Below are 20,039 nucleotides of genomic sequence, written 5' to 3' on the forward strand. Positions count from 1 at the left end.
GCCTGGACCCATGCGTGTTCCTAGCCGATTTGAAGCGCGTGAGACACCGTCTTTCCTCCGCGGCCGGGTTTGGCTATGAGGAGGGCCTGCCTGCGCACCGCCATGCGGGACACGCAGACGCAGGGCCTGTAGCTCAACTGGTTAGAGCCGGCGGCTCATAACCGCTTGGTTGGGGGTTCGAGTCCCTCCGGGCCCACCATTTTCCTTTTAAGGTGTTGAAATTAAATATATAAACGGCAATTGCCGCCAACCCGATCCCGGTTTTCCGGTCGGTTTTCAGCACTGCTGCATCAATGCTGACCGATAGCGATGCCGCCGCCCGAGACTCAAGAAAATCCCGGCGGGCGCGATGCGGGCGCCCGCCGGCATTAATCGTTCGTGGCCTGATTACCGGAGTCGGACTGGCGTCTCTAGTCGGTCTCAGCCTCTACGTAGACGTATTCGTGCTGGCTATCGCGCGCGGTGAGGGTTCTCGTGCCATCCTGCATCCCGATCTCCGCTTCCAGGCTGATGACGCCCGGGCCGACGGACACGATCGATACCGTGCCGTCCGCGTTTTCACGCGTGGCCAGAGGGCCTTGAATTGCGCCGGCCTCGATCCAGGTTTCGCCGTCCTGTTCGAAGATGGTCAGTACGCCGAGGCCCGGGCTCTCGTAGCGGCTGGCGAGGGTGGCGAGAACGGCGGGATCGCCGGGTATGGTCAGCCCCTGGCGCCGGGCGTCTGCCTGTGCATCGAAACGCGCTGCTGCCGCTTCGATCTGATCCATGGCTTCGGGGCGGCCATCGTAGAGCACTTCGACCAGGCGCCGCAAAAACGGCCGCAGGATCGCTGATCCGGTGTCCGCATTGGTCAGGATGACCGCGCCGACGCCCGCTTCGGGGAGCGCATACCAGGTGCTGTGATAGCCGAGCAGCGTTCCGCCATGGGTGACCACCGGCACGCCCCAGTGCTCCTCGTCGAACAGGCCCATGCCGTACCAGACGCCTTCGCCGACCTCCACGCCGCGTTCACGGCGGGCGAGCAGGTTTTCCTCGCTGACGAGACGCTCGCCGTCCGGTGTCAGACCTTTCGAGAGCTCCAGCTGGACGTAGTGAGCCATGTCCGAGGCGGTCGAGAACGCGCCGCCCGCAGGGCGATAGGGGTAGACAGCCCGGTTGAAGTGGTTGGACATGACGGTCTGTTCGCCGTCCACGTCCAGCCCGTGCGGGCGTGCCCAGTTACCGCTTTCGCCCTGTTCGAAGTCGAACGTGGTGTCCTCCATGTCGAGCGGTTCGAAGATCAGCTCCTCCATGGCGCGGTCGTAGGCTGCGCCGACCTCCATGTCCGGGTAGGCAAGCGTGCCCCCGATATAGCCCGCCGCAGCGGCCATATTATTGTTGTACTGGAAGAGCTCGCCGAATTCGCTGGTCGGCTGGGTCTCGGATAGCTGCCGGAAGACATCGGAGGCAGGCGTGTCCAGGTCAGCCAGAATGAAGCCCCAGTCCTTGCGGGGCAGACCGGTGCAGGCGCACAGAAGGTGGCGCACCAGCGTTGACTGCGTAGTCTCGTCGGACCCAAGCCGGAAGGACGGGTAGAGCTCGACGACTTGCTGATCCCACTCCAGCGCGCCCTGATCGACGAGGATCGAAAGAAGCAGGGTCGACATGCCCTTCGTGTTCGAGGCGATCATGAACTGGGTATCTGCGTCGACCGGCTCGGTGCCACCGAGCTCGCGCATGCCGACACCGCCTTCGTACACGACCTCGCCCTGATCGATGAGCGCGAGCCCGATGCCGGGCACGTCCAGACGCTCGGCAGCTTCGGCCACGAACTCGCGCAGCAATTCGATGCGCTCGGCTGTGAGTGCGTGGGCGGTTTGCCCCGAGAAATCCTCGCGCTCGAAGCCTTCCGCGCGCACGGAGTCTCGCGCCCGCGAAACGGCAGCCGATCGCTTGTTCGCGGTCGCTTGCGAGCCGTTGGTAATGACCACAGTCCAGTCTTCGCCCTGTCGCAGCGCGAGCGCGTTCACGGTTGCCTGTTCGGAAGGCGAGGTGACGTAGCTGATCGCGACACGCTCTTCCCAGCCGTTCTCGGGTGCGCCGGGGGTGGTGAGTTCCACTTCCCGTTCCGCATCCGGGGCATAGGCTTGCCAGGCGGCGGCCGCGGCAGAGACCGCATCCTCTGCCGGGCCGACCTCGATAACGGCGATGTCGAGATCGCCTTCCGGTGCGGTCAGGATCGAGACGGCGTCGCGCTGATCGAGGCTCCAGTCTTCCGGCTGCACGATAGCCGGCGCTTCGCTCTCCTGTGCGAACGATTGTGCACCGCCCAGGGCCGCAGTGAGCGCGAGGACTGAGACGAGGGTTTTAAGATTGGGCAGGGTCATGAGGGCTACTCCTCGGTCGCGACGCGGCGATACGCCATGTAGGGTTGATTGCTGAAGGACAGGACGAGGCCGGTCTCGCCGCTGTGGAACTGGATCCGTTCGAAGGGACCGCCGGGCCGGGCGCCGGTGACCTTCTCATAGGTCAGGGGGCCGGTGCGCTCCCAATACGTCGTTTCGTCCTGGCTGGTCATCGTGAGGGCATCGTCACCGGCCTCGGCAACCACAATGTCGTATTCTTCTCGCGCGGGACGTGAATAGTCGCGCCGATTGGCCCGGTAGCGTCCTGCCGGCGACGCCTCGGTGGAGGGGCGCGGTTCGCGGGCGGCAGGCTCCACCGGGAAGACACGGCCGATGATCGCGTTGGTGAGATCTGTGCGCCCGGCCGAGCTTTCACCTCCGCCCGTGACCGAGATGAAAACGCCGAAGCCGGCTTCGGGGGCGAGGATCAGATTGGAATGGAAGTCGCCGGTGTTGCCGCCATGGCCGACCAGGCGAGGTCCGGCCTCGCGCACGACATAGAAGCCGTGCGCCATGCCCGGCAGGTCCGGCGCATTGCGAAGCGAGTTCTCGAACAGCAGCTCGACAGAGTCCGGCTGAAGGACTCGCGCGCCGCCATATTCGCCTTCGTTCAGCATGGCGAGCATGAAGCGCGACATGTCGTGAGCGGTGGAGGTGCCGGAACCGGCCGGCATGATGTTGCTGAACAGCTCGAAGGGCTGGGCCACGAGGCGTCCGTCTTCCAGCTCGTATCCGGTCGCCATCCGGTCTTCGAGTGCGTCCGGCAAGGGTTCGCGGAATGTCGTGGACTCCATGCCGAGCGGGGTGAAGATGTGGGCCTCGACATAGTCGGCGAAGGGCTCGCCGGAGACGCGCTCGACGATGTATCCGGCCAGCGCAACGCCGTAGTTGGAATAGGCGATCTCCGTGCCGGGCGCCCAGACGCGCTGGGGGATGTGCTCGGCGATCCACTCGCCATAGGGCGTGAGCTCTTCGAGGGTCGGCGCGGTGATGCCGCCGACATCGCTCATTCCCGGGCTGTGGGTGAGGAGATCGCGGACGCGTAACGGTTCGCCTTCATAGGCGGGAATTTCGAAATCGATGTAGGCGTTCACATCCTCGTCGAGGGCCACCCGGCGCTGCTCGACCTGCTGCATCAGCGCGGTCCAGGTGAAGAGCTTGGAGACCGAGCCGGGCCGGAACAGCGTCACTGCAGGATCGACCCGCGCGCCCGCATCGATATCGGCGTATCCATAGCCTGCCGAGAACAGACGCTCACCGTCGTGGACGATGGAGATCGTAGCGCCAGCAACCTCATGGCTGGCAATCTGCTGAGCCATGACGCCGTCCACGAAATCATGCAGCCCGTCCAGCGTCTCCTGCTCGACCAGAGTGGCGGAGTGGGGCGCGCTTTGCGCGATCGACGCAGCGGGCATAGTGAAAATCAACACTGCCGCGGCAACAGCAGCGTAGCCGTTTCCGCGTCTTCTCGTTTTCGGGCCCATTGGTCTTCCCCCTTTTACTGGTCGGTCGCCATTGTGGCGATCTCATTGTTCTACAAGGCTAGTTTGGTGTTCTCCGGATCGGACGACCTGGCAGGACCGTCGTGTCGATCTCACCTGCCCAGACGAGCGGCGTACCGGCCACGATGACGTACTGGAACCCGGTCGAGGGCTGCGCCGGTTGTTCGTAGGTCGCCCGGTCGCTGACCGCGGCAAGGTCGAAGACGACGATGTCGGCGTCCGCGCCCTCCTGGAGACGGCCTTTGGTGCGCATTTGCGGCACGGCGTCTTCCAGGATCTGCGCCGGGATCAGGCTGGTTTTTGCCAGCGCCTCGCTTAGCCCGATCGTTCCGGCTTCGCGCACATAGGTCCGCAGGAAGCGGGAAAACGTGCCGGCGCTGCGAGGATGGGAGTCGGCGTCGGCCGGCAGCGGCCACGTATCGCCGGGCAATTCCTCCCCGTCGACGAGCCATGTTCCGCCGTCCGATGCGATGGCGCCTCTGGGAAAGAGAATGGATTGGGAGAGGATGGCACGGTCGTCCGGGTCGTTTTCGGTGTCGAGAAAGTGGACGACAATGGTCGTGCCGGGTGCTTCGGCCTGGAGCCTGTCGAATTCCTCGTCACTCAGCGGTTGGCCGGCGAGGGTGAAATCGGATTTATCGATCCCGCCGAACCGGGCCTGCCAGTCAGTCCCTTCGAAAAGCGCTGTACCGATTGCAGTCGAGCCGGCGCCGTAGGGGTAGGCCTCCACGGTGATGTTCACGCCGTGGGACTGGGCCGCCTCGAGCATGGGCCGGATCAGACCGATATCGCGCAGGCTGATGCTGTTGAGATGAGAGATGTGCATATCCGCCCCAGTCGCGGCGGAGACGGCCACCATCTCCTGAAAGCCTTCCAAGGAGCTGTCCGGCTCGAGATTGGAGAGATAGCGGGCATGGGTGAAGGTGGGCACATCGCGCGCCGCGGCCAGTTCGTGCAGAGCGTAATACTCGTTGCGTCCCGACCCCGGGACGTAGCCGAGGAGTACGCCGACACCCAGGGCGCCCGCGTCAAGGCCGTCTTCGACACGCTCCAGCACGCTGGCGGTCTGTTGCGAACTCGCAGGCGTGTAGCGCCAGTCTGTATCGTGGCCGTGGTCGTCGAACTCATCGTCAGGGGAGGCGGGCTCGGCACCGGTCAGCACCGCGTTGCGGGCCCGCGACCAGTCCACCGAGGCACCGTAATTGACGGCCCGGCCTTGCGCGCCCGCGTCCTCGTAATATTCGGCCACCGGATATACGCCGGCCTCCAGCTCCAGCGCCGTCGTCACGCCATCCAGGGCCTGGACGCGGCCTGCAAGCAGGGTCTGGCCATGCGCGTGCAGGTCGATGAAGCCCGGCGCGACGACGAGGCCGGAGGCGTCGATCGTGCGCAGACCAGAGATGGGCTCTTCGGTGAGGCGGGCGATGCGGTCGCCTTCGATCGCGACGTTGCGCACGGCGTCCAGACCGGTTTCGGGGTCGATAACCCGTCCCCCCAGAATGACGAGGTCATAGGAGTCGCCGGACGCGATCTGCGCGAGGGCAGCGGGTGCCGGTCCGGCGAGCGCCAGACAGAGTGGCAGAAGTTTGATCATAGCCGGGCTCTCCTTGCGAGCTGGTGCGTAGCGCCGGTTCGCCATCAATCACGTTTGGTGAAATCGAGATCGTGGAAATCGAAAGAGAAATCCGTGGTCTCGGAAACCGGCTCCATGGTCATTCCCACGACCTGGCCGTCCTCGGCGGTGAAATCGACGAAGGCATCCGCATTAAGGCTGCGGTCGGGCCAGCGGGCGACAAAGCGATCGGGGGCCACGGCCACCAACGGCGCATCGAGGACTTCGGAGCGGCTCATGTCCAGGAAGAGGCCGCCATCGCGAATCTCGACAGTGACCAGCCCGTACCAGGGATCGACATACTCGCCGGCATAGGCTTCCAGATCGCGCACCGGATCGATGGCGACATCCGGCTCGTCGCCGGCGCCGGAGTCGCGGATTGCAGTCTCCTGGCTTGCCAGATAGGCGCCGTGGAGCGTGCCGAGCCAGTCGGATTCTGCCTCCGGGGCTGCAGCGTCGCTGAGCAGTTGGAGCGCGAGCGCAGAGGACCCGTAAGTCGAAATATTGCTTGTCACGACGACGGCCAGGTCCTGGTCCGGCAGCAGGCCGAAATAGGATGCTGCGCCAAGAAGACCGCCGCTGTGTCCGACGAAGAACTCGCCATGGAAATCACGCAGCGACCATCCGAGCGCGTAGAGCGAGAAGTGGGTGTCGGAGAGCTGCTCCAGAAGCGGGCTCACAGTCTGCGGCGTGACCGGGCTCCAGAGTTCTTCAACCTGTTCCTGCGACAGGAGACGTTCGCCGTCCGGACCCACGCCTTCGTTCAGCCAGAATTGGGCCCAGGTCGAGAGATCGGCAATCGAACAGCTCAGGCCGCCAGCGGGCGCGGTGTTGTCTCCCACGATATAACGCGGGTCGATGGGGGTGGCTTCGGTCTCCCCAGGTGCGCGCGAATGCTGGGTCACCGTGTTGCCATCGGCGGCCGCCTCGGAGGGCAGGGCCTGGCAGGACTCCATGCCCAGTGGCTCGAAGATCCGGTCTTCGATCACTTCGTGCCAGGGCTTGCCGGCTGCACGAGCAGCGACCTCGCCAGCGATGACATACATCAGATTGTCGTAGGCATATTCCGCGCGGAAGCTCGTTTCTGGCGGAATATTCCGGATGGCCGCGAGGATATCGGATACTTCCGGATCGGCATCCGGGAAGACGAGGAGGTCGCCGGCACCCAGGGGCAACCCGGACCGGTGCGTCACCAGATCGCGTACCGAGAAATGCTCGGTGATGTAGGGATCGGACATCTCGAATTCCGGGATGAAACGGCGCACCGGATCGTCCCAGTTCAGCTTGCCCTCATCCACGAGCATGGCGAGCGCTGCCGTCGTGAACGCCTTGCCGACCGAGGCGAAGGGGAAGATCGTGTTCTCGTCGACCGGGACCTGCGGGGCCCGCACATCGCGCACGCCGTAGGTCTGCGTGAAGATGACGTCCCCACCCCTGACGACCGAGACCGCCATGCCGGGGATGTCGAACGCTTCAACGGTCTCGCGTGCGGCGGCGTCAATCCGCTCGGCGGTGAGGTCCTGGGCGGTCGTGCTCGTCGTGAAAATCGCTGCAGCCGCCGTTGCGGCCGCCAGATCTGCCCATTTCATGATGGTGTCCTCCCCACATCGCGTGCGTCGAGGTTACGGCTTCCATATCTGGCCGAGCGCACGTCTGAAATTACCGCCGAGGACGAGTTCGATGTCGGCGTCGGAATAGCCGCGCCGGATCAGTCCTTCGGTCAGGTCGAAAATCTTCTTCGGGTGATCGAAACCGTCCGTGTCGATCCGCCCGCGGAACGCGTAAGACTCGTTGTAGCCGCTCCTCAACCGGTCATAGGCGGGCTGTGGCACGTCGTCATAGCCATCGGCGTCCATGTCGGTCCCGACGCCCACATGTTCGATGCCCACCAGGTCTGCAACGTAGTCGAAATGGTCGAGCAGATGCTCGATCGTCGTGGGCTCGCGATCGCGAACGAAGTTGCGCACACCGGTAATGCCCATCACGCCGCCTTGACGCGCCATCGCGCGGATCGCCTCGTCGGACTTGGCCCGGGGGTGGTTGCCGACCAGGGCGCGTGCATTGGAATGGGTGATCAGAACCGGGGCGCTGGAAATCTCGAAGGCGTCCAGCGTCGTGCGGTCACCGCAATGGGAGACGTCGACGGCCATGCCGACCTCGTTCATGCGCTCGATAATGGCCGCGCCAAAATGGGTCACGCCACCGTCAACGCGCTCGGTTGCGCCCGCGCCAATGCGGTTCTGGGAATTGTAGGTGAGCTGACTGACGCGCTGTCCGAGATTGTAGAATTCGTTCACATCGTCGGGCGTCTCGAAGTGCTGCGCGTTCTGAATACCGACGATGTAGCCGATCCGGCCTTCCTCCATGATCCTGTCGAAATCGGAGACGGCATCGATCCGGCGGAAGACATCCGGCCGTTCGGCGGCATAGGCATTGAGCCGTGCGATGAAGGCGAGTGCGCTGTCCCGGCCTCCCAGGCCGACGGCGGGGTGGAAAACATTGATCCCGGATGTGCGAAGCTTTTCCAGATGCGCGTCGGTGATCGCCAGGCCGTCTTCCAGCTTGGGGCTCTCGCTATAGCCAGCCTCAAGCATGTCGCCGAGATCTGCGAGGATGGACAGCATGTCGATGACAAGGCTGCGATCCACCAGCTCGATTGCCCGGGCCGAATACGTGGTTTCCGATTGAGCGAATACCCGGAAGCCCGCGGAGTTCAGCATGGGCGCGGCCAGCGCAGCGCCTAATCCGCCCTTCAGAAGGTTTCTGCGCGTCGCGCCACGCGCGTTCTTGACCTTGGAGTTTGCCGTCAACTTCATGCCAAATCGCTTTCTCATCCTCGCTACGCCATCTACGCTAACGGAAAGCGCGGCATTAATACAGCCTTATTTTAGAATAAGGCTTATATAAGCCCTGTCCTGAGAGGAGGTGGATCCCTCAGGCGGTCGGTGAAACCCCAGGAAACGAAGTGATCGACGGAATGAGCAAGAAGGCGCAGATACGAAAGCCGGCCATGACAGGGGGCGGCGATCCGGCCTCGGCCTACGAGGTCATCATGGACGCGATCGTGACGCAGAAACTGGCGCCCAGTCAGAAAGTGTCCGAGAATATCCTCACCGAGATGTTTGATATCAGCCGCACGACCGCGCGGAACATCATGGAACAGCTCACCGCACAGCAATTCCTCGTCTCGGTCTCCCCCAGAATCACCCGAGTGGCCCCGCTGACTCTTCTTGACGTGAAGCAGAACTTCGCGATGCGGAAAATCCTCCAACCGGAGGTTTTCGCGATGGCTGCCTCCCAGGTGGACCATGAGCAAATCGTGCGGATGAATGAGGACACCTCGCACAAAACCCCGATCCAGGATGATCAGCTCGCGTTGAATATTCTAAAGGCGAACAAGCATTTCAACGTCTTCATGGCCCAGCACGTGAAGCATCCGCTTATGATCCACTGGGTGCGCCAGCTGGAGGATACGACGATGCGAATCTACTGGCTCTACGTGAAGCTCAACCGCACGCTGCCCTATACCTGGGAACACCAGCGCGCATTGGTCGATGCGGTCCGGCGCGATGCCTCGGATGATATTCGCGCACAGGTTCACAAGATGCTCTCCAGCTCCGAGGAGCGTGTGCTGGACGCCTTGTTCATGCACGATCAGCTCTACATGCAGGATCTGAAAATCCCCAGCCGGAGTTAACACTCACCGGCTGCAGCCGGTGCTGTCGGCCGGACTTGAAACGGTCGCCCTGAGCGGCCGGTGACGCGCCATCATCTCAAAAATCAACCAGTTAACGGCATGCGGCTTCACGCCTTTGCCTGGGTGTCGCCGTGTCCGGTGCCCAGGTTTGCTTGCGAATTTTGAGTTTTGCCTTCCCAACGCAACAAAACTGCCATAGTGTCGAATAAGGCTGCTAAAAAATAGCGCGTTGACAGCTGTGGCGGCAAAAAGGGGAGTGTATCATGTCTCATCATCTGAAAATCGGGCTTCTTGCGAGCGTGGCCATGGCCGCGCCCGTGGCGGCACAAGACACCGCGCCGGGGGGCGCAGACGAGAGCGCATCACGTGACGTGATTACCGTCACGGCGCGGTTCCGCGAGGAATCGGTCCAGGACATCGGCGCAAGTATCGCGGGGATTTCCGGCGACGACATTCGCCAGCGCGGTATCCAGGATATCGAGGACCTCGCCCGAGCCATTGCGGGGATGCAGAACGTAAAAACGCGTCAGAACTCCAACGACATCGCGATCCGCGGGGTGCGCAGCGCGGGTAGCGGCTACGAAACCAGCACCGTGTTCAGCGTTTTCCTCGACGATGTCTCTGTGACGGGATCAGGCAATATCCGCGACTTCAGCTCGGTGGACCTGGACCGGATCGAAGTTATCCGGGGGCCCCAGCCCACCCTGTTCGGCGAAGGCGCAGTGGGCGGCGTGATCCGTTACTTCACCAACGACCCCGATCTTGATGGTGAGCGCTTCACCGGTGAAGCGGCCGGGCGGATCGAGTCGATCGAGGATGGCGGCATGGCCTATACGGTCCAGAACGCGTCTTCCTTCATTCTCGTGCCCGGAAAGCTGGGGCTCCGCGTGTCCGGCTTTCAGCGCGAAGATGACGGCTTCATCGACAATCCCAGCGAGGGCGAGGACGTCAACGATTTCGAGACCGCTGGCGGGCGCGCCGTGCTGCTCGCACGACCGACTCCGAAACTCGAGGTCCGGCTGTCCGCTTTCCTTTCCCGCGATGAGCTCGGCGAATCCACACAGGTCGACCCTGGCTCCGATCCCGAGGATCTGACTTTCGGCGCCTCACCGCGCTCGGGTAACTACTCTGACGATTTCGGCCTCTATGCCGGTCGCATCTCCTACAGTTTCGACGTCGGCGAGGTGACATCCATCACCGGCTACTACGAACGCGACACCTCGTCGTCGCTGTTCAGCGCCGGTAACTCGTTCGGTCTGGCTCCCTTCTTTCCGACGGTGGATACGACGACCTTCTCGACGAGCAGCGGCGAGTTCGAGCAATTCTCGCAAGAACTGCGTTTCGTCTCGGACCTCGAGGGTCCATTGAACTTCACTGCCGGCGCCTATTACCGCGATCGACAGGATGTCAGCGGTCAATTCCTTACAGGCGACGGATTTGTCACCGTGACGACGCCAGCGACCGAGAATCTCGCCACGAGGCTCTCGAGTACTGTGTCCGAGCAATATTCTGCGTTCGCAGAGGTGACTTACGAGCTCACCGACCGGTTTCGTCTGATCGGCGGAGCCCGCTATGTAAAGGACACCGTCACGGCATCGCTCCAACAGGACAATGTCGTGAACCTCGTGCCCGAGTTCGACAGTGGCGGTAATCTCATTCCCTGGACTGAAAGCAATCCGATCGGGTTTGTCAGTACGCTCGCGGTTCTCGAGAGCGCAGGCGTCGGTACCGATTTCGAATTCGAGCTTGAAGAATTTCTGCCGCGCGCCGGTGCCGAGTTCGAAGTTTCGGACGACATCCTGCTTTACGGCAACGTGGCGCGTGGTGCACGTAATGGCGGCATCGGCAATGCCATTGCAGCGCTTGGCGCTTCGGGCGGGGATCAGGACGTCTTCCTCGACAATCTCACTTTCGATGAAGACTCGGTATTGTCGGTCGATGCGGGCATCAAGGCGTCCTGGTTCGACGGCAATCTGATCACCAATATCGGCGTCTTCCGGACGACCTACGAAGACACCCAGATTCAGGTGAACACGCCAGCCAACAACACGGTCAACGGCCCTGAACAATCCATTGTAGGCATGGAGATCGAGACCACGCTGGAGGTGAATGACAGCCTGTCCACCTTCCTCAACATGACGCTGATCGATGCCCAGTTTGAAGAAGGTGTGCTCATCACTGCGCCGCCGGGCGGCTCCTTCGGACCGTTCGACCTGCGCGAGGGAAATCAGCCCTCGAACATCCCCGAGTTCAGCATGTCGGCCGGCTACTCGTTCGAACGGCCGATCGGACCGGCCGGGTGGACGCTGAATTCCACCGGCTCTTTCCAGTATGTCGGCGAGCGCTTCTCCAACGTCCAGAACTTCCAGTCGGCTGAACTGGACTCTCTGGAGCTTCTCAATCTGCGAGTGGGCGTCTCCAACGACAGGTGGGGCCTGCATGTGTTCGGCACCAACCTGCTGAACGACATCGAGGCGGTGGCCATCGGTTCCAACCCGCTTCAGCAATTCATCACGGCGGAGGGCCAGCTCGACGCTCCGATCATCGCGACCAACGTCAATCGGCCGCGGTCTGTCGGACTGAGCCTTTCTCTGCGCTACTAGGCAGGCCATCGCGATGGGTCCGGCAGCGACGGTTCGACCGTCCTGCCGGACGCGCCACTACCCGGTCAGGGGTAACGCCTCGGCTGAAAGGCCAGGGCAGGGACATTGTCGTCAACAGGCAGAATGACCAGCATTTTCAGGACATATCTTCTCCCCGGCCTGGTCTTCCAGTCTGTGATTATCGGAGGTGGCTACGGCACCGGGCGTGAGATCGCGGAATTCTTCCTCTCTCATGGCGCTCTGGGCGGATTGCTGGGCTTTGCCGCGACTGCGGCGACGTGGGCGGTAATCCTTGCGCTGGGCTTCGAGTTCGCGCGCATCATGAAAGCCTATGATTACAAGACGTTCTTTGTCGCGCTCCTGGGCCCCTTCTGGCGCCTGTTCGAGATCCTGTATGTGCTGATCGCGCTTCTCGTGCTTTCGGTGCTCGGTTCTGCGGCGGGCCGGATGGTGGCGGAAGCGTTCGGGATTTCGACGATTGCGGGATCTCTCGGCCTTCTGCTTACCATCGGAGTGCTGGCGTTCTTCGGAGGCTCTGTCATTGCCCGGGTCATGGCCTGGTGGTCTCTGCTTCTGTTTGCGCTCTACGCGGTGTTCTTCGTCTGGGTGGCGATCTCCTTCGGCGACGCCATCGCGTCCACATTGGAGGTCGGGCAGGTCGATGGCGGATGGCTTCTCGATGGCGTTCGCTACGCGGCCTACAATCTGGTCGCGTTCGCCGCCGTGCTCTTCGTTCTTCCAAGCCTGAAGACACGCCGGGAAGCCATCCTCTCCGGGGCACTTGCGGGCGCGATCAGCGTCATTCCCGGTGTGCTGGTCTTCGTCGCCATGCTCGCCCGTTATCCAGACATCCAGCAACAAGCCGTACCGGTGGTCTTCCTGCTTCAGACGCTGAATGTTGTGTGGCTGAGTATTCTGTTCCAGGTCGTGCTCTTCGGCACGTTCGTGGAAACCGGTGTTGGGATCATCCACGCCATCAACGAACGCATCGCGGCAGCGATGACGGCGAGCGGCCGCGCCTTCCCGCATTGGGCGCGGTTCGTCCTGGCCATCGTCTTCCTGGCGACCGCGATCTTTCTTGCCGAAGCAATCGGCATCATCGACCTGATTGCCGGCGGCTACGGCATTTTGTCGTACGCCTTCATCGCCATTGTCGTCGCCCCGCTCCTAACAATCGGACTTTTCAAGATCGCAGTGGCGAAAGAAAAACAGACGGAGGAACACCGTGTCTCTTGCAACCAATGAGGACTTCCAGGGTGTGGCTTCGATCCCCACCGGCCTCCGGACCGTCCAGCTGAAGGCTCCCTACCTCATCTATTTTGGTGATGTCCGGGACAAGGGCCACGCCAAGACAGGCCTTGGCCTCATCCAGTGGCGCCGCGAACACTGTGCCGGCCAGCTGCGTGGCCAGGGTTGCCAGGTGGATGGCGGGCTCCCCGACATGACGATTTCGCAGGCTGTCGCGGCGGGCGTCGGGTCGATCGTGATCGGTGTGGCTTCCGAAGGCGGAACGATCCCGAAAGCCTGGATCAATGACCTTGCGCAAGCGGCCCGTGCCGGTCTCAACGTCGTGTCAGGCATGCATGTGCGCCTTGCCGATTTTCCGGAGATACAACTCGCGGCGCGGGCGTCCGGCGCGCGCCTTCTGGATATCCGGACCCCGCCGAGGTCCATTCCCGTCGGCACAGGTGAGAAGCGCTCCGGGCGCCGTCTGCTGACGGTCGGCACCGACTGCGCGGTGGGCAAGAAGTACACCGCGCTTGCACTCGAGCGGGAGATGCGCGCGCGGGGCATGGACGCGGACTTCCGCGCGACGGGACAGACCGGAATCATGATTGCAGGGACAGGTATTCCCCTGGACTGCGTCGTTTCGGACTTCCTGTCCGGTGCTGCCGAACTCCTGTCGCCGGCCGCTTCACCCGATCACTGGGACGTCATCGAGGGGCAAGGTTCCCTCTCTCATCCGAGCTTTGCGGGCGTGAGCCTTGGGCTGTTGCATGGCGCACAGCCGGACGCGCTCGTCCTCTGTCACGATCCGTCAAGGGACTATCTGCTGGGCGCCGGGGCCGGCCGCAAATTCCCCGTGCTGCCCGTCTCCGAGAGTATCGAGCAGTGCCTCACATTTGCCCGCCGCGTGAATCCCGAGGCGCGCTTCGTCGGGGTGGCCATCAACACCTCAGCCCTGCCGGACGACGACAAGGCTGCGCTGGTCGACCGATACGAACGGGAAACGGGCCTGCCGGTTGTCGATCCCATCAAAGACGGGACCGCCCGCATCATCGACAGACTGCTCGGAGAATAAGGGGCATGACAATGCGATTGAGCGTGCACCGCGCGAGCTGGCCGATGACGGCCCGGTTCGTCATCACCGGCCATGTCTTCGACAGTCTCGAAGCGGTTGTCGTAGCCGTGGAGCAGGACGGCAAGGTGGGGCGCGGAGAGGGCGTACCGGTTTATTATCTGCAGGAACGCTCCGAGGAGATGCTCGAGCAGATCGAAGCAATCCGGCCTGCGATCGAAGCCGGAGTAAGCCGCAGCGAGATTCAAGAGCTATTGCCTCATGGCGGAGCGCGGAACGCCGTCGACTGCGCGCTGTGGGATCTCGAGGCCAAGCAGAAGCAGGTCTCCATCTGGGAGCTCACCGGGGTCGAGCCGCGGCAGCGGCGGACCGCCTTTACCCTGGGCATTCAGGAGAGACCGGAACTGATGGCGGAGCAGGCGGCGCGTGCGCGCGACTACTCGCTGATCAAGATCAAGCTCAATGATGTGGATCCGGTCGAGCGGGTGACCGCCGTGCGAGCGGCGCGTCCCGATGCAGAGATCATCATCGACGCCAACCAGGGCTTCTCCTTCGACCTACTCAAGTCTGTGCTCGGTCCGTTCGCCGACCTGAACGTGGCGATGGTTGAACAGCCCCTGCCGCGCGGCGCAGATGAGGCGTTGGAGGGCTTCAGCTCGCCGATTCCGCTGTGTGCGGACGAAAGCTGCCTTCATCGAGGCGAGCTCCAGGCGGCGCTGCAGCGCTATGACATGATCAACATCAAGCTCGACAAGACCGGTGGTCTCACCGAAGCCCTCGCCCTCGCACGCGAAGCGCGTGAGGCGGGCAAAGGGCTGATGGTGGGTAACATGCTCGGCACGTCACTCTCGATGGCGCCGGCCTTCGTGATCGCTCAGCTCTGCGATTTCGTGGACCTGGACGGGCCGCTCAATCTGAAATCGGATGCCATGCCGTCCATGCACTATCGCGGCGGAGCGGTAGAGGCGCCGCGCTCGCAGTTCTGGGGATGCCCATGACCGGCCTGGCGCCATCGCGAGCCAGATCCGACGCAGGCAGAAGCTGGTGATCGGTGCGGACAACATCTTCGGGCTGCTCGCAGCCCTGCTTGCGATCTGCGCTGTGGCCGCAGGCCTTGAGCGAACCGCGCTGGGCAGGCGCATTTCCGGCGCGGGCATCATTCTTCTGACAGCGCTGGTCGCGGCACAGTTCGAGATTTTGCCGAAGACGGCGCCGCTCTACGGGGCGATCTGGACCTATATGGTCCCGCTCGCGATCGCCCTGTTCCTGCTGAAAGCCGATCTCGTACGGGTGTTCAGCGAAGGCGGACGCGTCCTTGTCGCCTTCCTCGTCGGCATGGCCGGGACGATCGTGGGCGCGGGCCTCGCCGCACTCGTTGTCGATCTGGGAGCTGATGAGGCGAAGATCGCGGCGGTTTTCACGGCGACCTACACCGGCGGCTCGCTCAATTTCGTCGCCGTCGCAGAGGCCGTAGGGTTCGATGACAATTCTCAGCTGTCCGCCGCGCTGGCGATCGACAGCATTTTTGGCGTGGGATTCATCGTCCTTCTAAACGTGTGCGCCGGGTGGGGGCTGTTCAAGCGCTGGTACGGATGGCGCCTGGACGCCGTGCTGGGCGAGGGGGGCATCGCCCGGACAGAGACAGTACCGGCGCCGAGTCTGTTCGGCCTGCTGAGCGCGCTTGCCATCTCCGCGGCTGCGGTGGCGGCGAGCAGCATGATCTCCGGCGCCCTCGGGTTTCCCGAATACGAGCTTCTCGTGCTCACACTCCTCATCACCGCTGTGGCAACGACAGGGCGAAAACTGCTCGCCGGCCTCCATGGCGAAGATATCGTAGCCATGATGTTCATGTATCTGTTCTTCGCCATCATCGGTGCCGGTGCCGACCTGAACGAGATGCTCCGCGCTGCGCCCGGAATGTTCGTGATGGTCGGCTTCATATTCGCCGTCCACCTGGCGTTTATGCTGGTCGCGGGCCGGCTTCTGAAGCTGAACTATGCCGAACTCGTAACCGCGTCGCTTGCGTGTATTGCCGGACCGCCGATCGCGGCGGCCATCGCAATCCTGTTCAAGTGGCGCAATCTGGTCGCACCGGGAATTCTGACCGGCATCCTCGGCTACGTGCTTGGCAACTTCGCCGGGGTCGGAATATTCGCCCTGCTCGAAGGCCAGGTCCCATGACTCTGTCTACTCGTAAAACATAATCGGGAGGTTGAAATGTCCGTGAATACGCAACTGGAGTGGCGGCGCCGCATGCGCCGCAAGGCGTGGCCGGCGAACGCGTTCATCAGCATGTTTTCCGGGGTGGCAGCATTCTTCTCCGGGCCGGCCGTTACCGCCCTGGTAGCGGCGATGGTGCTCGCTCCGGCTCACGCCCAGAATATCGAGCCGCCGATGGATCAGCCGGTTCCGACCCAGACAAGCGGTATCGAGGACGTCGAGTCCGAGCGTGAGCCTCTCCTCGACCCCGCCGACGTGACTGCCTGGCTCGATGGCTACATGCCCTATGCGCTCGCCCGGGGTGATATTGCCGGTGCTGTCGTCACTGTGGTCAGCGACGGCGAGATCATCGTCAATCGCGGATATGGGTATTCCGATCTGGAGACCGAAACGCCGGTCGATCCGGAGCGTACGCTGTTTCGTCCCGGCTCCACCTCGAAGCTCTTCACCTGGACCGCGGTGATGCAGCTGGTCGAGCGTGGCGAGCTCGATCTCGATGCCGATATCAACAGCTATCTCGATTTCGAGGTGCCGTCGGCGGGCCGGCCGGTGACCTTGCGGGACGTGATGACCCATACGCCGGGCTTCGAAGAGGTCTTCCGCAATCTGATCATGGCGGATGCCAATGCGGCCCCCTCGCTGGAGGACTATGTCCGCGAGAATATCCCCGGAGCCGTCTTCCCGCCCGGTGAAGTGCCGGCCTACTCCAACTATGCGACCGCGCTGGCCGGTCACATAGTGGCGCAGGTCTCCGGCCTGAGCTTTGACGACTATGTCGAAACCCATATCTTCGAGCCGCTGGGGATGGAGAACTCGACGTTCCGGCAGCCCTTGCCAGAGCGGTTTTCCGGTCAGATGTCGAGCGGTTATACCAAAGCCTCTGACAGCGAAGCGCAAGCCTTCGAGATCATTCCTGCCGCGCCGGCAGGCGCCCTGTCGTCAACCGGGGCCGATATGGGCCGCTTCATGATCGCCCATCTCGATGAGGGTGGCCCGCTGCTCGAACCGGGCCGGGCCGAACAGATGCACACGAGCGCGGACCGTCACTTCTCGTCCCTCAATGCCATGATGCTCGGCTTTTACGAGCAGGATCGCAACGGTCTGTCCATCATCGGTCATGGTGGGGACACGCAGTATTTTCACTCCAATCTTCACCTCTTCCTTGATGAGGGCGTGGGCCTGTTTGTCTCAATGAATAGCAGCGGGGTGAGCGGCGCCTCCGGTACCATACGCGATGCGCTCTTCACCGGCTTCACGGATCGCTATTTCCCCGCCGAGGCGGAGGATCGTCCGACGCTGGACAGCGCGGCAGAACACGGCGCACAGCTTGCCGGCGTGTATGAGATATCCCGCGGCGCCTACACGAACTTCTTCAGCGCGCTTTCCCTGGTGAGCCAGATGAAGCTGGAGATGAACGAGGATAACGAACTGATCGTGCCCCTCCTGACCGATCCGGCGGGAAACCCGACGCGCTGGCGCGAGGTGGAACCCTATCTCTGGCAACGCGTGGGCGGGACGGATCTGCTGGCCGCAGAGATGGAGGACGGAAGGGTCGTCTCCTGGACCGTGGAGCCGGTCTCGCCAATCATGACTTTCCGGCCCGTGCCGTGGTGGAAGTCGAGCGCGCTCATGCTGCCGCTTCTGGGCGCGGCTTTCGGCGCGCTGGCGCTGACCGTGATCTTCTGGCCGGTCCGCGCCGTCGTACGCTGGCGCTACAAGACGCGCTTCAACCTGGAGGGCCATCAGGCCTGGACGCATCGCCTGGTCCGGCTCGGAGCGGTCGGCGTGATCGCGCACACGGTAGGCTGGGTCATCCTGCTGAGCAGCATGATGTCTGACCTCAGTATGATGTCCGGCGGAGCCGACGGCTGGATTCGCCTGCTCCAGATCGGTGCTATCGTCCCGCTCGCGGCGCTCGGCCTTTCTGTTTGGAACGCCTCGGAGGTCTGGCGCGGTCAGTCCAGCTGGTTCGGCAAGCTCTGGAGCCTGGTTCTGGTGGCCGCTTTCCTAATCGTGGTCTGGTTCGAGGCGGTCGGAAACCTGTTCAGCTTCAGTCTTTCGTACTGAAGCTGCCAGGCGGGCGCGGAGCCTTCGCCGTCTGGCGATAGGCTTCGCTGCCTGGCCGATCGCCGCCTGCTATTCTTGACACGTCGGTGACGCTGGCGCCCTTTGGCAAGGAGGGAGAAGTGGGTGTGAGCGTCGACGACTGGTTTGTCCTAGAGGTTTTGCCGCTGGAGGCGGCGCTGGAGCGCTATCTCCGGCGCAACTGGCGGTCTGTCGACGAAATCGCGGACCTCCGCCAGGAAGTCTATGCCCGCGTCTACCGCGCGGCCCAAACACGATTGCCCGAGCACACACGGGCACTTGTCTTCGCCACGGCGCGCAATCTGATTGTCGACCATGTACGGCGCGAGCGGGTTGTCAGCATCGAAACGGTGATGGATATCGACGCGCTACCCGTCTTTACAGAGGCGGAAACCGATTCCGCCTTCACCAGCCGTAGCGAACTTCGTGCCTTGCAGAGCGAACTCGACAAGATGCCCGCCCGAACCCGCGATATCGTCATTCTACGCAAGATTTACGGCTATTCGCAGAGCGAGACGGCGAACCAGTTGGGCGTGAGCGAACCGACGGTTGAACGTCACGTCGGCCGCGGGATGCGTCAGCTGGCCGATGCGCTGGGCCGGGTGCTCAACCCTGGACGCAAGACCACCACGTCTCGCAGTCGCAAGGAGCAGGGGTCATGACGCACCGGCAGGCGGAACGTGATGCATCGGCATGGCTCGCGCGGCTCGACGCGGAAGGCCGGATTCACGCGGACACCAGGTTAGAGGTTCTGGTTGGTGAGAATCGCGAATTTGCCGAATGGCTTAAAGGTTCGATCGAACGCCGGGTCGCCGTGTTGCGACTGCTTTCAGCCTGGCAGAGCGCTGACCGGCTGGCGGCCCTCAATGTGGAGAATCCGGCAAGCCGGGCGACGCCATGGCGGCAATCGGGTCTGGCGGCCGCCGCCGCGATCCTTCTCTTCGCGATCGTCGCCGTTGCGCTCTGGCGCAACGTACCGGCTGATGTGCCGGAGTTGGAGGTTTTCACGGCCAACCTGGAAACCGAGACAGGAGAGCGGGAGACGGCGTCGCTACCCGAGGGCTCGCGCATCGAGTTGAATACGGCGAGCCGCGTTTCGGTGCGGATCGATGCGCAGACGCGCCGGGTCGAACTGCGGGACGGGGAGGCCTATTTCGATGTTGCGAGTGAGCCGGCCCGCGCGTTCACTGTCGATGCCGGGCTCGCCGAGGTCATTGTGCTGGGGACCCGTTTTGCCATCGACCGGCGCGACGAGAGGGTCACGCTGACCGTAATAGAGGGCAGCGTGCGTGTGCGCGGGGCGGGCGGCTCGGCGGTTCTGACTGCAGGACGATCCGCAGAGGTCGACGCGGATGGACGGATCGATCTGGCAGATCTGTCCCAACGCGACCTCGACCGCGCAACCGCCTGGCGCAGAGGTCGAATCTATTTCGAGGACGTACCGCTCTCCCAGGTGGCGGAGGAATTCAACCGGTATAACCGGGCCAAGCTGTTCGTGCATGAGGATGTGGCCGATATCCATATCGGCGGGAACTTCCGGACCGACAATGTGGAAGGCTTTGTGGCCCTCCTGTCCGACGGCCTGGGTCTTACCGTGGAACGCGGCAATAACGTGCTTTACGTCACGCGCTGAAATA

At 63.0% G+C, this 20,039-nt stretch carries 14 protein-coding genes and 1 tRNA gene; 10 read left to right on the forward strand and 5 right to left on the reverse strand.

Features of this window, described 5'->3' with window-relative positions; all coding sequences use genetic code 11:
• The first annotated feature begins 122 nt into the window (after positions 1–122).
• Positions 123–199: transfer RNA gene (locus E5162_RS02605), tRNA-Ile, on the forward strand.
• Positions 200–410: 211 nt separating this feature from the next.
• Here E5162_RS02605 and E5162_RS02610 read toward each other — a convergent pair.
• From E5162_RS02610 to E5162_RS02630, 5 genes are all read right to left on the reverse strand, one after another.
• Positions 411–2,366 (reverse strand): serine hydrolase domain-containing protein, encoded by a 1,956-nt coding sequence (locus E5162_RS02610; RefSeq protein ID WP_135943382.1) that lies wholly within the window; start codon positions 2,364–2,366, stop codon positions 411–413.
• Positions 2,367–2,371: 5 nt separating this feature from the next.
• A complete protein-coding gene (locus E5162_RS02615; protein WP_158291174.1) occupies positions 2,372–3,799 on the reverse strand; it encodes a serine hydrolase domain-containing protein in 1,428 nt (475 codons plus the stop codon).
• A gap of 127 nt (positions 3,800–3,926) precedes the next feature.
• On the reverse strand, positions 3,927–5,480 hold the full coding sequence (locus E5162_RS02620; protein ID WP_135943384.1) for an amidohydrolase family protein: 1,554 nt from the start codon (positions 5,478–5,480) through the stop codon (positions 3,927–3,929).
• A 44-nt stretch (positions 5,481–5,524) separates the two neighbouring features.
• A complete protein-coding gene (locus E5162_RS02625; protein ID WP_135943385.1) occupies positions 5,525–7,087 on the reverse strand; it encodes a serine hydrolase in 1,563 nt (520 codons plus the stop codon).
• 33 nt (positions 7,088–7,120) lie between these two features.
• On the reverse strand, positions 7,121–8,314 hold the full coding sequence (locus E5162_RS02630) for a dipeptidase (RefSeq protein ID WP_135943386.1): 1,194 nt from the start codon (positions 8,312–8,314) through the stop codon (positions 7,121–7,123).
• Positions 8,315–8,463: 149 nt separating this feature from the next.
• Here E5162_RS02630 and E5162_RS02635 point away from each other — a divergent pair, with 149 nt between their 5' ends.
• From E5162_RS02635 to E5162_RS02675, 9 genes are all read left to right on the forward strand, one after another.
• A complete protein-coding gene (locus E5162_RS02635; protein ID WP_233342127.1) occupies positions 8,464–9,195 on the forward strand; it encodes a GntR family transcriptional regulator in 732 nt (243 codons plus the stop codon).
• A 263-nt stretch (positions 9,196–9,458) separates the two neighbouring features.
• Positions 9,459–11,798 (forward strand): TonB-dependent receptor, encoded by a 2,340-nt coding sequence (locus E5162_RS02640; RefSeq protein ID WP_135943388.1) that lies wholly within the window; start codon positions 9,459–9,461, stop codon positions 11,796–11,798.
• 123 nt (positions 11,799–11,921) lie between these two features.
• Positions 11,922–13,043: a YkvI family membrane protein gene (locus tag E5162_RS02645; protein WP_135943389.1), complete on the forward strand. Its 1,122-nt coding sequence runs from the start codon at positions 11,922–11,924 to the stop codon at positions 13,041–13,043.
• A 13-nt stretch (positions 13,044–13,056) separates the two neighbouring features.
• Positions 13,057–14,100 (forward strand): N-acetyltransferase DgcN family protein, encoded by a 1,044-nt coding sequence (locus tag E5162_RS02650; protein WP_371872217.1) that lies wholly within the window; start codon positions 13,057–13,059, stop codon positions 14,098–14,100.
• Between the two features lie 5 nt (positions 14,101–14,105).
• Positions 14,106–15,095 carry an N-acetyl-D-Glu racemase DgcA gene (gene dgcA, locus E5162_RS02655; protein WP_233342128.1) on the forward strand — a complete coding sequence of 330 codons (990 nt, stop codon included), beginning with the start codon at positions 14,106–14,108 and terminating at the stop codon, positions 15,093–15,095.
• A gap of 46 nt (positions 15,096–15,141) precedes the next feature.
• A complete protein-coding gene (locus tag E5162_RS02660) occupies positions 15,142–16,278 on the forward strand; it encodes a DUF819 family protein (RefSeq protein WP_135943391.1) in 1,137 nt (378 codons plus the stop codon).
• Between the two features lie 36 nt (positions 16,279–16,314).
• Positions 16,315–18,384, forward strand: a complete 2,070-nt coding sequence (locus E5162_RS02665) for a serine hydrolase domain-containing protein (protein ID WP_135943392.1) — start codon at positions 16,315–16,317, stop codon at positions 18,382–18,384.
• 125 nt (positions 18,385–18,509) lie between these two features.
• Complete coding sequence (locus tag E5162_RS02670; RefSeq protein WP_158291175.1) at positions 18,510–19,064, forward strand: RNA polymerase sigma factor; 555 nt, start codon at positions 18,510–18,512, stop codon at positions 19,062–19,064.
• Entirely contained in the window at positions 19,061–20,035 is a 975-nt protein-coding gene (locus E5162_RS02675; RefSeq protein ID WP_135943394.1) for a FecR family protein, read from the forward strand. The genes E5162_RS02670 and E5162_RS02675 overlap by 4 nt, the downstream gene beginning before the upstream one ends.
• Positions 20,036–20,039 lie beyond the last annotated feature (4 nt).

Origin of the sequence: Marinicauda pacifica (genome assembly GCF_004793635.1) — a bacterium.
Classification (GTDB): Bacteria; Pseudomonadota; Alphaproteobacteria; order Caulobacterales; family Maricaulaceae; genus Marinicauda; species Marinicauda pacifica.

Coding starts and splice junctions, on each gene's coding strand:
- E5162_RS02640 (WP_135943388.1), top strand. CDS start 9,459: ATGTCTCATCATCTGAAAATCGGGCTTCTTGCGAGCGTGGCCATGGCC.
- E5162_RS02675 (WP_135943394.1), top strand. CDS start 19,061: ATGACGCACCGGCAGGCGGAACGTGATGCATCGGCATGGCTCGCGCGG.
- E5162_RS02620 (WP_135943384.1), bottom strand. CDS start 5,480: ATGATCAAACTTCTGCCACTCTGTCTGGCGCTCGCCGGACCGGCACCC.
- E5162_RS02630 (WP_135943386.1), bottom strand. CDS start 8,314: ATGAAGTTGACGGCAAACTCCAAGGTCAAGAACGCGCGTGGCGCGACG.
- E5162_RS02625 (WP_135943385.1), bottom strand. CDS start 7,087: ATGAAATGGGCAGATCTGGCGGCCGCAACGGCGGCTGCAGCGATTTTC.
- E5162_RS02645 (WP_135943389.1), top strand. CDS start 11,922: ATGACCAGCATTTTCAGGACATATCTTCTCCCCGGCCTGGTCTTCCAG.
- dgcA (WP_233342128.1), top strand. CDS start 14,106: ATGACAATGCGATTGAGCGTGCACCGCGCGAGCTGGCCGATGACGGCC.
- E5162_RS02615 (WP_158291174.1), bottom strand. CDS start 3,799: ATGCCCGCTGCGTCGATCGCGCAAAGCGCGCCCCACTCCGCCACTCTG.
- E5162_RS02610 (WP_135943382.1), bottom strand. CDS start 2,366: ATGACCCTGCCCAATCTTAAAACCCTCGTCTCAGTCCTCGCGCTCACT.
- E5162_RS02665 (WP_135943392.1), top strand. CDS start 16,315: ATGTCCGTGAATACGCAACTGGAGTGGCGGCGCCGCATGCGCCGCAAG.